This is a genomic window from Hyunsoonleella jejuensis, from assembly GCF_900111025.1.
In the GTDB taxonomy this organism is placed as follows: Bacteria; Bacteroidota; Bacteroidia; order Flavobacteriales; family Flavobacteriaceae; genus Jejuia; species Jejuia jejuensis.
This window is the reverse complement of record NZ_FOFN01000003.1, coordinates 161,490-175,672: the sequence shown is the minus strand read 5'-3', so window position 1 is coordinate 175,672 and position 14,183 is coordinate 161,490. Positions and strand designations below refer to the sequence as shown.

At 34.7% G+C, this 14,183-nt stretch carries 12 protein-coding genes; 4 read left to right on the top strand and 8 right to left on the bottom strand.

Annotated features, from left to right (window positions below):
* From BMY39_RS10895 to BMY39_RS10880, 4 genes are read left to right on the top strand one after another with little or no spacing between them, the layout of a single operon-like run.
* Nucleotides 1-636, top strand: coding sequence for a cyclase family protein (locus BMY39_RS10895; protein WP_092579546.1), 636 nt, complete (start codon nucleotides 1-3; stop codon nucleotides 634-636).
* Nucleotides 636-2,036 carry a four-carbon acid sugar kinase family protein gene (locus BMY39_RS10890; protein ID WP_092579544.1) on the top strand — a complete coding sequence of 467 codons (1,401 nt, stop codon included), beginning with the start codon at nucleotides 636-638 and terminating at the stop codon, nucleotides 2,034-2,036. Before BMY39_RS10895 ends, BMY39_RS10890 begins: the two co-directional genes overlap by 1 nt.
* Before the next feature lie 2 nt (nucleotides 2,037-2,038).
* Nucleotides 2,039-3,304, top strand: a complete 1,266-nt coding sequence (locus BMY39_RS10885; RefSeq protein WP_092579541.1) for an MFS transporter — start codon at nucleotides 2,039-2,041, stop codon at nucleotides 3,302-3,304.
* Nucleotides 3,294-4,331: a Gfo/Idh/MocA family protein gene (locus tag BMY39_RS10880; protein ID WP_092579539.1), complete on the top strand. Its 1,038-nt coding sequence runs from the start codon at nucleotides 3,294-3,296 to the stop codon at nucleotides 4,329-4,331. Before BMY39_RS10885 ends, BMY39_RS10880 begins: the two co-directional genes overlap by 11 nt.
* Nucleotides 4,332-4,394: 63 nt before the next feature.
* Here BMY39_RS10880 and fsa read toward each other — a convergent pair whose 3' ends face one another.
* The 8 genes from fsa to BMY39_RS10840 all read right to left on the bottom strand — a co-directional run bounded on the left by fsa (nucleotide 4,395) and on the right by BMY39_RS10840 (nucleotide 14,177).
* Nucleotides 4,395-5,048 carry a fructose-6-phosphate aldolase gene (gene fsa / locus BMY39_RS10875; protein ID WP_092579537.1) on the bottom strand — a complete coding sequence of 218 codons (654 nt, stop codon included), beginning with the start codon at nucleotides 5,046-5,048 and terminating at the stop codon, nucleotides 4,395-4,397.
* Between the two features lie 63 nt (nucleotides 5,049-5,111).
* Nucleotides 5,112-6,014 (bottom strand): aldose 1-epimerase, encoded by a 903-nt coding sequence (locus BMY39_RS10870; RefSeq protein ID WP_092579535.1) that lies wholly within the window; start codon nucleotides 6,012-6,014, stop codon nucleotides 5,112-5,114.
* Between the two features lie 21 nt (nucleotides 6,015-6,035).
* Nucleotides 6,036-7,454, bottom strand: a complete 1,419-nt coding sequence (xylE, locus tag BMY39_RS10865) for a D-xylose transporter XylE (RefSeq protein WP_092579533.1) — start codon at nucleotides 7,452-7,454, stop codon at nucleotides 6,036-6,038.
* A gap of 23 nt (nucleotides 7,455-7,477) precedes the next feature.
* Complete coding sequence (gene xylA / locus BMY39_RS10860) at nucleotides 7,478-8,794, bottom strand: xylose isomerase (RefSeq protein ID WP_092579531.1); 1,317 nt, start codon at nucleotides 8,792-8,794, stop codon at nucleotides 7,478-7,480.
* A gap of 146 nt (nucleotides 8,795-8,940) precedes the next feature.
* The gene (locus BMY39_RS10855) at nucleotides 8,941-10,428 is read right to left on the bottom strand and encodes a xylulokinase (RefSeq protein ID WP_092579529.1); all 1,488 of its coding nucleotides are present in this window, start codon (nucleotides 10,426-10,428) and stop codon (nucleotides 8,941-8,943) included.
* Nucleotides 10,429-11,421, bottom strand: coding sequence for a GntR family transcriptional regulator (locus tag BMY39_RS10850; RefSeq protein ID WP_092579527.1), 993 nt, complete (start codon nucleotides 11,419-11,421; stop codon nucleotides 10,429-10,431).
* A gap of 125 nt (nucleotides 11,422-11,546) precedes the next feature.
* The gene (locus BMY39_RS10845; RefSeq protein ID WP_092579525.1) at nucleotides 11,547-13,115 is read right to left on the bottom strand and encodes a ThuA domain-containing protein; all 1,569 of its coding nucleotides are present in this window, start codon (nucleotides 13,113-13,115) and stop codon (nucleotides 11,547-11,549) included.
* 105 nt (nucleotides 13,116-13,220) lie between these two features.
* Nucleotides 13,221-14,177, bottom strand: coding sequence for a Kelch repeat-containing protein (locus BMY39_RS10840; RefSeq protein ID WP_092579523.1), 957 nt, complete (start codon nucleotides 14,175-14,177; stop codon nucleotides 13,221-13,223).
* Nucleotides 14,178-14,183 lie beyond the last annotated feature (6 nt).

Sequence of the window (14,183 nt, the reverse complement as noted above, 5' to 3'; positions counted from 1 at the left end):
ATGAATACTATTGTTGATCTTACACTAAATTTTACAAATGATTTTACTGGTTTTTCCAAAGAAACCAGTAAAATCATTGAAAAAGATGGATGGAATGCGAGTACATTAACCTTTTATTCGCATTGTGGCACGCATATGGACGCCCCTATCCATTTTAATGTAAGCCAACAAACTATAGATAAAATTCCTGTTTCCGATTTTGTTGGGAAAGCCTGGGTTATCGATGTTCGTAATGTTGGTTCTCAAGGATTGATATATTCAAACCATATTCCTGAAAACGTATTAGAAAAATTTTCAAAAGGAGATAGTCTTATTTTTTGGACGGATTGGTCGCAATTTGTGAATACTCCAAAGTATAGAGATGAATTGCCCAGAATAAGCGAAGAGCTTGCGCTTTGGTGTCTTGAAAACAAGGTGAAAATGATTGGTGTTGAGCCTCCATCTGTCGCAGATGTAAATAACTTAAAAGAAGTTACTAAAATTCACCAAATCTTACTTAAAGGTGTTGTAATCATTGAAGGCCTTACAAATATTAATGCCTTACAATCAAACTGTGTAGAACTTATTGCACTACCTTTAAAAATAAGTAACGGAGACGGCGCTCCGGCAAGAGTTATTGCCATAGAAAAATATTGATGCGCATACCCTTATCAGACATATCACAACAGTTACCTTTGGAAGATACCTCTAATTACAGAGGAATGAACCACCTCCTTTTTAAGCAATTAAATAGAACTTGCATCGTTATTGATGACGACCCAACTGGCAATCAAACAGTCTATGATATTCCACTATTAACGAATTGGGATAAGGAAACCATTCTTAATGAGTTTAAAAACGAAACCCCCGTATTTTTTATATTAACGAATTCCAGAAGCTTATCCGAAGAGAAATCATCTGAAATTTATACCGAAATATCTAAGAACATCGCAGAAGCTTCAAAACTTACCAATCGTGAATTTACCATAATTAGTCGCAGTGATTCGACACTACGAGGCCATTTTTCTGAAATAGAAGCCATTAAGCAAACTATTGCAGTACAGGAAGCCATTTCTTTTTTTATTCCTGTTATGTTTGAAGGCGGACGGGTATCTGTTAATGATACCCACTATATTTCTGATAGTGATTTCCTTACTCCTGTAAATGAAACACCGTTTGCAGAGGATCATACTTTTGCCTATTCAAATGCAAATTTAAAGGCGTATATAGAAGAAAAGACAAATGGAAAAATAATAGCTTCTAACGTTTACTCATTTAGTATAAATACTATACGATCATTTGATGTTGTATCACTAAGCAAGCAAATAATAGCATTGAAGGCTAATCAGTTTTGTATTGCAAACGCTTTAAATTATAACGATTTAGATAAATTTACCCATGCTATTTTACTTGCGGAAGCATCTGGAAAAATGATATTTTTTAGAACCTCCAGTTCTTTTGTTCCCTCCTACATCGGGCAACAACCAAAAGGCTTATTAAGCTCCAAAGAGATACTTAATAGTAGCAATCATTGCGGGGGCTTAACGATTGTAGGGTCTTATGTTAAAAAGTCTTCCCTTCAACTTAATGCTGCATTAAATCATTATACAAAAGATTGTATTGTTGAAATAGACGTAGAGACCATTTTAGGCAAACAATCAAACGAATATGTTGTATCCATAATTTCTAAAATAGAAGGGAATTTAACACAAGGAAAAGATGTTATAGTTTATACAAGCAGAACGTTAATTTCTGGGAAAGACACAGCATCAAATATTAACATCGCGTCAAAAGTATCAAATACTCTGGTGAGTTTGATAAAAACCCTTAACGTCCGTCCTAAGTATATTCTGGCCAAGGGTGGTATCACCTCTCATGATTTAGCAACAAAAGGTTTAGGCATGAAACGTTCAAAAGTCTTGGGTCAGATAGAAGCTGGGATTCCTGTTTGGTCTATGGGCAAAGAAACCAAGTTTCCTGATTTACTTTATATCGTATTTCCTGGTAATGTAGGCAATGAAAATTCCCTTCTAAAAATAATACAAAAACTAAACTAATTATGAATACAAGCATTCCAAAAAGGCGATATGGGTTCTTTGCAGGCTCTTTCTTTATTACATTACTATTATATATAGACCGTGTTTGTATATCATCCGCAAAAGATGCTATAAGTGGGGACTTAAATCTTACCGATATTCAAATGGGATGGGTTTTAAGCGCATTTGCATTAGGTTATGCCCTATTTCAAGTTCCTGGAGGTGCACTGGGAGATAGATATGGGGTGCGTAAAGTAATGACTTCAATTATGGTTTTATGGTCAATTTTTACAGCGTTTACAGGACTGGCGTGGAATTATGTATCTATGGTTCTTTTTAGGTTTATTTTTGGAGCTGGTGAAGCTGGGGCATTCCCCAATATTTCCAGAGCGGCATTTTCATGGGTACCATTAAAGGAACGCGGTATTTTTCAAGGTATTAATTTCTCAGGATCCAGATTGGGCGCTGCTTTTGCATTGCCGCTGGTTGCCTATTTAATCGATGCTTGGGGCTGGCGTAATATTTTTTACTTTTTTGGTGCCATTGGGATTGTATGTTCCATTCTATTTTATATGCTCTTTAGAAATAAACCTGAAGAACATAATGGTATTTCCGATGCCGAAAAGCAATTTATAATAAAAAACCGTCAGCAGGAGGTAGAGGAAATAAAAGCTAACCTGCCCATAAGTCGTATCCTAGGATCTAAAAACGTGATATTAGCTATGATTCAATACATTGGAAGTAATTTTATTTTCTTTTTTACGTTAACATGGTTATTTCCTTATATAAAAGCTAAATATGGGTTGAATTTAGTAACAACAGGATTCTATGCCATGTTACCACTTCTTGCAGGGGCACTTGGAAACTGGGTTTCTGGTTATACAGTAGACGCTATTTATAAAAAAGGAAACTGGAAATTATCCAGACAAGTACCTGCAATCATAGGCTTTGTGTTTGTGGTTATTGGCATACTTTCTAGTTTATTTATGGAAACAGCTCTTGGGGCTGTATTATGCTTATCGGTTGCCATATTTGGTGCTGATATGACGTTGAGCCCTTCTTGGTCCTTTTGTATGGACATTGGTAAAGAACACTCTGGAAAAGTTTCAGGAATGATGAATATGGCTGGTAATATCGGGGCTTTTACCACGGCATTAGCGTTTCCATATTTATTAGATTGGACCGGTTCGAATGAACCATTTTTCTATGTAGCCGCCTTTTTAGGCGTAGTTGCCATTTTTTGTTGGTTATTTATGGATTCTTCTAAAGCCATTCGTCATGAAAAATAAATTAAAAGGAGTCGCCATAGGCGCCGGATACTTCAGTAAATTTCAATATGAAGCTTGGACTCGTATTCCAGAGGTGGAAATCACAGCACTTTGCAATTCTAATATGGCAAGGGCTAAAGGTATTATGAATTCTTATGGTATAGATAATCATTATACCGACTATAAGGACATGATTTTAAAGGAAAAACCTGACTTTGTGGACATTATTACACCTCCTGAAACACACTTTGAGATGTGTAAATTTGCTGCAGACCAAGGTGTGCACATTATATGTCAAAAACCATTAGCGCCTACTATCCAAGAATCTCAAAAAATTGTAGACTACGTAAAGTCTAAAGGTGTGCGTTTTGTAGTGCATGAGAATTTTAGGTTTCAGCCCTGGCATCGCGAGATAAAAAAGATTATCGATAATGATGATTTAGGAGATTTGTTTCAACTTAATTTCAGGTCCCGAATGGGCGATGGTTGGGGAGACGATGCCTATTTGGCAAGACAACCTTATTTTAGGGATTATAAAAAATTACTTATATATGAAACCGGCGTACATTTTATCGATACGTTCCGCTATCATGCTGGTGAAGTTAAAAGTGTATACGCCATTCTTAAACGATTAAATCCTGTTATAAAAGGCGAAGATGCAGGTTTAATGATTTTAAGTTTTGAAAATAAAGCAACTGCCGTTTGGGATGCCAACAGGTTTAATGAGAACAATTTCAAAAAATCAAGATATACCTTTGGAGAATATTTAATTGATGGTTCAAAAGGCTCATTGCGTCTATATTCTGATGGACAAATTACCGTTCAGAAATTAGGAGAGTTAGAAAAACAGCATGAATACACCCACAATGATATTGGTTTTGCTGGCGACTGTTGCTATATTTTTCAGAGAGATTTTATAGATAAACTTATTTCAGGTGAAACTTTTGAAACCAATGGACCTAACTATTTAAAAACATTAAAAGTACAAGAAGCTGTCTATAAATCTGCTGAGATGAACATTCCTATAAATATGGAAAGCAGTATTTAAATAAATTAAATTTTAAATACTGCTTTTCAACAAATATACTTTGAAAGGAATAACTATCAACTACTAATTTCCTTTTTTGTAATCTTCTAAAAACTTAGCTAAACCAATATCAGTCAATGGGTGCTTTAATAAGCCCATTATTGATGACAAAGGCCCAGTCATAACGTCCGAACCAATTTTTGCGCAATTGATAACGTGCATGGTATTTCTAACGGAAGCTGATAAAATTTGTGTTTCAAAGCCGTAGTTATCATAAATCTGCCTAATTTCAGCTATAAGCTGTAAGCCATCAGTTGAAATATCATCCAAACGTCCTAAAAATGGCGACATATAAGTAGCTCCTGCTTTAGCTGCCAATAATGCTTGACCAGGTGAAAACACCAAGGTAACATTGGTTTTTATACCTTTATCAGAAAAATATTTACAAGCTTTTACGCCATCTGCAATCATTGGTAACTTTACTACAATTTGAGGATGCAACGCTGCCAAAGCTTCACCTTCCTTAACCATTCCTTCAAAATCGGTTGAAATTACCTCTGCACTTACATCTCCATCTACAATGTCACATATCTTTTTGTAATGTGCTAATATATTATCGGTTCCGGTAATACCTTCTTTTGCCATCAAAGATGGGTTTGTGGTTACACCGTCTAAAACTCCCAAAGCTTGTGCTTCTTTAATGTCATTGAGGTTTGCTGTATCTATAAAAAATTTCATATTCTTTAAATTTATATTCTTTTTTAAATTCTATCTTTTTAATGTTATAATAATCTTTCTGATTTAAAAATCATCGATTTCAAGATTCCAACTAACACTATAAATATCATTGGGCTCAAGCTCCTTCAAACCTAAACCATTATTAAAGCTGTCTGATACTCCTGTAGTTGGTTCTATGGCGATAATATTTTCTACTGGTGGTGTATATAGTTGCAGGAAATTATCTTTTTCAGAAGATTTTAATGTTAAATTATAATTTGGTGTGGTGAATAAAACTTTGTTAGAATCCAAAACAAAACAATCATCCAAATCACGATTATTTACGGTAAAGCCATTTCCTTCTTTATTAGATACAATTATATCTGTTATATTGCGATTATCTAGTTTGACTTTTAAATTGGAATCAAAAACTATTGAACTATTAAATAAATCTTTACTAAAAAAATAAGGATGCCAACCTATGGTGAAGGGGAAGGTTTTTGAATCCGTATTTTCTATTTTAATCTTTACATCTAATGTCCTTTGCCCTAAAATATATTCTAAATAAATGGCATATGTATAAGGAAAGCCATTAGATATTTTTTCTTCATGATATACTAGTTTTACAGAGGCATAGGTTTCGGTTGTTTTTTTATCTACAACTTCAAAAGTTTTATTATATACCAATCCGTGAATGGCATTATTTAATGTTTTCTCGTTGATGTCAAATTGATATGTTTTACCTTTAAACTCATACTTACCATCTTTTATTCTATTAGCAAATGGAAACAAAATTGATGAAGCATATGTATCGGTATAACTCAGATTAGTTATCTCCTTTATAACAGTTTGATTCTTTAGAACTAACTCCTGTAAACTTCCACCCAAATCTAGATAGATCTTAGCATATGACTCTTTTTCTTTATTTTGAATTTCAATATAATTAAGATTCTTGGCGGTGGAGCTAGTATGTTCAATGATATACATAGTATTTGCTTTAAAAATAGCTTATTTTTCCCAAAGACCTTCCATCTCTTCCAGAGTTTTCCCTTTAGTTTCTGGAACAAATCTCCATACGAACCAAACAGCTATAAGCGACATTATACCATAAACCCAATAAGCAAAACCATGATTGAATTGCTCAGTGAGGTAGGAGTTATCGTCCATCATTGGAAAGGTTAATGACACGAGGTAATTGGACACCCATTGAGCAGCAACAGCTATTGCCATTGCACGTCCTCGAATTTTATTTGGGAATATTTCTGAAAGCAATACCCAAGTAACTGGCCCCCAACTCATCGCAAAACTTGCTACATACAACATCATACATGCTAGCGCTAAATAACCAGTTGCTCCTGAGAAGAACACAAAACCTAAGGAAAGCATTGCCACACACATACCTAAGGCACCTATAATCATCAAAGGCTTTCTACCAAATTTATCTACAGTCTTGATAGCTATTATCGTAAATAAAAAATTCACAATCCCCACTATAATGGTCAACAATAACGCACCATCAGTATTTGGATCAATAGATTTAAAAATTTCAGGCGCGTAATATAGTACCACATTTATGCCTACAAATTGTTGGAAAACAGACAATGCAATTCCTATAATAATAACCGTCCAGCCGAAAGATAAAAGCTTTCCAGAATGTTGTACCATTGAAGCTTTTATCTCATCCAGTATTGCTAACGCACGTTCTTTTCCATTAACTTTCGTCAGCACTCCTAAAGCCTGTTCCGGTTTATTTCTTAGCATTAAAGAACGAGGAGTGTCTGGCACAAAAAACAATAGTGCTAAGAATAATCCTGCTGGTATCACTTCTGAAGCGAACATCCATCTCCATCCAACAGCATTCAACCACTCATCTGAACCGCCACTTCTCGAAATAAAATAATTTACAAAATACACCACCATAAAACCGCCAACAATAGCCAATTGATTGAATGACACCAATTTACCCCTACTTTCCGCAGGAGCAATTTCCGCAATGTAAAGGGGTGACAACATGGAAGCCAAACCAACACCTATACCTCCTAGTATTCTATAAATAATAAAAATGGTTGAAAATGTATGGTCTAATTCACCTATGGGTGCGATAAACATTTCTGGCATTGCAGAACCCAAAGCTGAGACTAAAAATAATATAGCCGCAAGAATCAATCCTTTTTTTCTGCCTAATGTTTTACTTACTATCCCCCCTATTAGACCTCCAACGATACAACCTATCAAAGCACTAGCTACTAAAAACCCCTTAAATGCATTTGCCGCAGTTTCTGAAAGACCTTTTGGTAGTACAAAAAAACTTTCTAATGAACCCACGGTCCCCGAAATTACACCCGTGTCGTACCCAAACAACAAGCCCCCGAGGGTAGCCACTAATGTGAGTTTTATTAAATACTTTGAATTGGCTGATTTTCCCATAATACTCTTATTTTAGTTAGTTATTATATGTATTGGTTGATAATATTCTCGAACAACTCTTGCTTACCGCTTCTTAGTTGAAGTTCTCCATTTTCTTGGGCAATTTTATACAGATCCTCTAAAGTTAATTTTCCATCTTCAAATTCTTTTCCTTTTCCTGAATCGAACGAACTGTAACGTTCTTTTCTTAATTTTTCATAAGGCGATGAAGTTATGATTTTATCTGCAATTAATAAAGCACGAGCAAAAGTATCTGCACCACCAATGTGTGCGTGGAATACATCGTCTAAATCGGTTGAATTTCTTCTGATTTTGGCATCAAAATTAACACCACCTCCTTGCAAGCCTCCAGCTTTTAAGAACACTAACATGGCTTCGGTTGTTTCTTGAATATTATTTGGGAACTGATCTGTATCCCATCCATTTTGATAATCACCTCTATTGGCATCTAAACTTCCTAACATTCCAGCTTTTGCGGCCGTTTCAATTTCATGTTGAAATGTGTGTTGTGCTAACGTAGCGTGGTTTACCTCAATATTTATTTTGAAATCTTTATCTAACCCGTATTCTTTCAAGAACCCTATCGCTGTTGCTGTATCAAAATCATACTGGTGTTTTGATGGTTCCATAGGTTTTGGCTCAATAAAGAAATTTCCTTTAAATCCTTGGCTACGTGCATAATCTCTACACATTGCTAAAAACTGTCCCATATGGTCTAGCTCACGTCCCATGTCTGTATTCAATAAGGACATGTAACCTTCACGACCACCCCAAAATACATAGTTCTCACCACCTAATTTGATTGTAGCATCTAACGCCAATTTAATTTGTCCTCCTGCTCTAGCCACTACATCAAAATCTGGATTGGTTGAAGCACCATTCATATAACGTGGATTAGAAAAACAATTAGCAGTTCCCCACAATAATTTAACACCGCTTTCTGCTTGTTTTCCCTTGATATAGTCTGTAATAGTTGCCAAACGCTCTTCCGATTCTGCAAAAGTTGCGCCTTCCTGTATTAAATCGAAATCGTGAAAACAGAAATAATCAAAGCCCATTTTACCTATAAATTCGAAAGCAGCATCGGCTTTATCTTTCGCCGCTTGAATAGGGTCGGAAGATTGGTCCCAAGCAAAGTTTTGAGTTCCTGGTCCAAATGGATCGCTCCCTTGACCACAGAACGTGTGCCAATATGCAATTGAGAACTTAAACCATTCCTTCATGGTTTTTCCAGCCACTACTTGATCTGGATTATAATATTTAAATGCTAATGGATTATCTGATTCTTTTCCTTCAAAATTGATTTTTCCTATTCCTTTAAAGTACTCTTTAGTTGCCATAATAAAATGTGTATTTGTGTATTTGTTTAAGCGTTTTTTTGTTTTAGTTCTGCTTTGCGTTAGGGATTGCAGAGAAAATCCTTTTTGTGAGGCACGATCAAAAAGATTGGAATGTAAAGCCCGACCCTTGTGGTAACGCCCAAATATTATTTATTTAAAATCAGTTCTAATTCTTTTTTCCAGTTTTTATAAGCTTCCAAATAAGGTTTTTTGTCTTTAAAGGGCATAAATGTCATGACGTGGTCGTTATCCATAATAACTTTTCCGAAACCTTCAAAATCACCTTTGTGCAAATCTGCAGCTCGGGCCGCACCTATGGCCCCTGTTGTGTTATAAATTTCTATTTCTTGTTCAATTAACGTAGCTACAGTATTTGCGAATATCTCTGAACGGAATAGATTATCGTTTCCAGCCCGAATTACGCTAGGCTTAATATCATCTGATTTCATGATTTCCATACCGTAAACGAATGAAAACGCAATACCTTCTAGTGCCGCTCTGCACATGTGGCCTTTATGATGATTGTTTAAATTCACATTAACTATTCGTGTACCTATTTCTTTGTTATTTAGCATGCGCTCTGCACCATTCCCAAAAGGAATTAGACAAACACCATCTGATCCTACTGGAATATCTGATGCCAACGTATTCATCTCTTCATAAGAGCCTACTGCTAAATTATTGAGTAACCAACGGTACTGAATACCTGCACCATTTACACATAATAATTTGCCAATTCTTGGGTCTGCACCTTTTTGATAATTTACATGTGCAAAATTATTTACCCTAGAACTTTCTTTGGCAGACAAACTATCGGTAACAGCATACACTACTCCTGAGGTTCCTCCTGTTGCTGCAACTTCTCCTGGATTGAATACGTTTAATGATAAGGCGTTGTTTGGCTGATCCCCTGCCCTATAATAAATAGGCGTTCCTGCCGCAATACCGCTTTCAGCTTCTCCATTTTTATCTACTATGGACTGTACCCCAAATGTATCTACGATATCTGGAACCAAAGCTTCATCTATGCCGTAATGCTCCAAAAGAAAATCGGCCACATTATCATTTTTAAAATCCCAGAATATACCTTCTGACAATCCAGAAATAGTACTGTTTATGGTATTTGAAAATTTATATGCTACATAGTCTCCAGGTAACATGAATTTATAGATCTCTTTGTAAATATCTGGTTCGTTATCTTTTACCCATTTTAATTTTGAAGCGGTAAAGTTGGCTGGAGAGTTTAAAAGTTGCGATGCGCATTTATCGTTTCCGATGTTGTTAAATGCCGAATTACCAATTTCTACAGCTCTACTGTCGCACCAAATGATACTCTTGCGCAATGGTTTACCTTCTTTATCAACCAAAACTAACCCATGCATTTGGTAAGAAATACCAATTCCTTTTATTTGAGTTCTACTTACGTCAAACTTCTTTTTTAAAGCCTTTATGGCGTTACATATATGTAGCCACCAATCTTCAGGGCTTTGTTCTGCCCATCCATTTTTTGCCGCGTACATTCCCATTTCTTCTTTTGGCTCTTGCACAACGCCTAAGCTTTTACCTGTTTCTATTTCTACCAGTGCGGCTTTAATAGATGAACTTCCTATATCTAATCCTAAATAATAATTCATTTATAATGAGTCTCTAATTATCAATTTTGTAGGTACATAATACTGCATCGGCTTATTTTGAGTTACAAATTCTGCAGCTTTAGTTCCTAATGCTTCAAAATCTGTTGAAATAACCGAAATTCCTTTATATATAAATTTTTTAGTTGGTGTTTCATTATAGGACAGAAACCCTACATCGACACCAGGCTCTAAATTTTCTGTTTTACATTGTTCTAAAAATTGACCTAACATTCTATCGCTAGTTGAGATATATGCGACATCTTTTTCTACTTTAAATGCTTTGGGGTTTGTTATTATTTCATAATCAAAATGAAATAATCCGCAATATTTTCTAAAGTATACAACAGTTTCCTCTGGGTGATAGGTAAAAGTGGGATATAGAAAAACTAATTTTTTATATTTTCTAAAAACTTTATTTGCTGGCTTCAAAGCTTCAAAAAAAGCCTTTCCAAAATCTTGAAATACATAATTATTACTGGAATTAGAATGTATGCTCCAATCTATAAGTAATAATTTTTCGTCATCAATATCTGATATTACCAAAGGAACATCATCATGATTAAATGTCATAACCACATACTTATAGTACTTGCCTTTACTATTGTTTAATATCGTTTTAAAATTATCAATGTTATAATGATGAAATTGCACATCGGTAATAATGTTATCAGGCAAATTACCTACAAAAGAATGATAGACAACCTCTTTATAAGCTTTAAATGTATCTAAAACTAAAAGTACTTTTCTGGTATTATTTGCAATATAATAACCCTTATTGGGAACTGATTGAACTACACCTTGCTCCTTAAGGATAGAATAAGATTTAAAAACAGTATCTCTAGATAGCTGATATGTAGTGCACATATAATTCACAGAAGGTAATGCATCACCACTTGTGAGTTTATTATTAGCAAGCTCATTGTTTATAGCGTTCACCAATTGCTGATACTTTGGCACTTCACTATCAATATTAATGCTAAAATTTATGCTCATAAAACCATTCTGTTCTGTTCTGGTTTGCAAATATAGATATTTATAGTTATCCAAACTATCTATTTTTAAAATATTCTTTTTATTACACCCTATTTACACTAAGAAAGTGTTTGTGTATGCCTAATTTATTTTGTTTGTTTGATAAACTTATTAGGAATCTTGTTTATAGATTTAATTTGCACATTTTTATAATAAACCTCCGCTGCTTCTGATTGTATTTGAATGCGTCCTTTGGTAAGGGGAACAATTTCTTTATCTGGGTTTTGGTATTTGGAGTTATATAATGCCATAACCACTTTTCCATTTACAATGTGTAAACTGGTACCTTCAAAGCAAATTAATTCAAGTGTATTCCATTCGCCATGTGGGTTTTCATTATCTGAGTCTTTGTTGCAATGATTTGGAGGAAACCTCTGTACAGCAGAAAATGGATTTAAAGTACCCTTTTTCAAATAATTAAATTCTTTTTCTCCTTCTTTTTTTTCCGAAGGGATATCTATTAAAACATCTACCAGTCCATAATAATCCCCAATATCAGTTTCTTGAACCTGAAACTCCTGTGAAGCCATCCATACGTTCCAAAAAGCCGTTTGTGAGCCATGGCAATGGTATAAAATACCACTATCCCGTTTTCTTAATAATCTTGGTTCCCAAACCTTTTCTCCCCATTTAAACTGCAATTTTAAATGGTAATTTTCATAGGCTTGCTTTGAGGTTAGGGCGCCATAAATTTCCCCTGAAATATGAAGTAAATTTTCTCCATTTTCTTCTTTATAAGTGAATACATTTTTTGGATCATTATTTAATCCTAAGGGTGTTGCGTTTTTGCCATCGCTGTTCGGATCAACATTATCCAAATCTCTTACCGTGGCATGGGGGGCGCCAATAAACACGTCCCAATTTTTGTGTAAATCTTCTTCAAAAAGATTAGTCCACTTTTTTGATGATGGTGATTTTATATCTTTCAAATTAGCGGCCCAAAGTATGGCACCATGAATCATTTTTTCGAATCTTGGGTCGCTGTAAGCTTCATCTACATGCCCCATCCCCGTATAAAAAACTCTTCCGCCGTCATAATAATGAAACCACGTAATTGGATGGTTTTTTGTGTTCATTTTTTTACCTTCATAAGAATCTTCATCCAATGAAGCTAAAACGTTTACATGTTTATCAACTGGCTTTAAAAAATTATACCATTCATCCTTAAATACTTCGGTCTCCTTTAAATGATTAATAGCAGGATGACCACTTGATTTTTCAATATTTAGTGTTGCATTCTGGACTTTAGGATGGTTCTTAAAAGTCGCTCCAATCATTTTAGTAAACCAAGGCCATTCCTTTTCAGTATCTGAAGCTGCGTGAATTCCAACAAATCCATTACCATTTGCCATGTAATGTTGCAATGCTTGTTTTTGATTTTCGTTAAAAATATCTCCTGAGGTATTTAAAAAAACCAGTACGTTAAATTGATCTAGATTGGTATTGGTAAAGTCGTTTGAGTCTTCTGAAAAACTAACTCTCCAGTTATTTTTGCTTGCTAATTCCGTCATGAATTTAATACCTGTAGGTATCGATTTATGACGAAAAGCTCCTGTTTTTGAAAATACTAAAATATTAACATTCTTTTGTTGTGAATGAACTACTGCGAAGGAAAGTATTAATACTACGAAACAAATTAATTTTTTAAGCTTCATGAAATTATTTTTAATGAGCAAGGTTAAGTTTTTAAATAATACATAACATCCTGTACTATGCTGATATATCTTATGGGAATTTTTAGTTCACAGCTTTCTAATTGATTATTCTATTATAAATTTTTCCATAGAATTTAATTCTGGTCTACCTCCTCTATTACCACTACCTGCTACTATATAAATACTATTTTTATAAACAATGGCTTGAGACCCATGTCTGCCTTTATTTAAATTGGCAAGCTTTCTCCATGTTTTGGTTTCTAAATTATAGGCATCAACCTGATTGTGCGCTTCTTTTTGCAACATACTTTCTCCTCCAATCAAAACCAAATCATCTCCAAGAATAGCACAGGATGCTCCAGCTCGAGGTGTTTTAACATTGCTTGTCTCAGGTAAGGTAGACCAACTATTTGATTTGATATTGTAAACATCAACTTCAGGAATTGTTAAATGAAATGTTTGCTTTGTTGCGTAAGAAGAGTTTCGTCCTCCAACGGCATAAATTTTATTATTTTTAGTAACCGCATGAAAATGATCTCTTGATCTTGGAGCGTCCTTTAGAACTTCCCATTTTTTTGATTTAAAGTTGTAAACGTCTAGCCAAGGAACATGAGTGCTATTATGTCCATCTACAATACCACTAATTATATATGCTCTATCCGTACTTATAACTACTCCTGCTGAACCTCTACGTCTTTCTTTTGGGATTTCTAAGCCCTCAACCCAAGTATCTTTTTTTGGATTATAAATTAAAACATTTGACAACGGAATTTCATAAGGATATTTGCCAGTCATAGCTCCAAAAACATAAATATTGCCTTTGTAAGCTACTGCTTGAAAGTGATGAATTTCTATCGGAGGCTTTGCGCCTTCACTCCAGGTATTTGTTTTTGTATTATAAATTGAAACTGGTTTAATTCCGCGGCCACCAAGCAAATAAAATTTATGCTTTACACGCACAAAACTGTTTTCATGCCGAGAAATAGGTGAATTTGAAGAACTAATTGTTTCCCATTTCCCTTGTAACGAAGAATTTTGGGAGAAAATTAATTCTGTTGCCATGAAAAG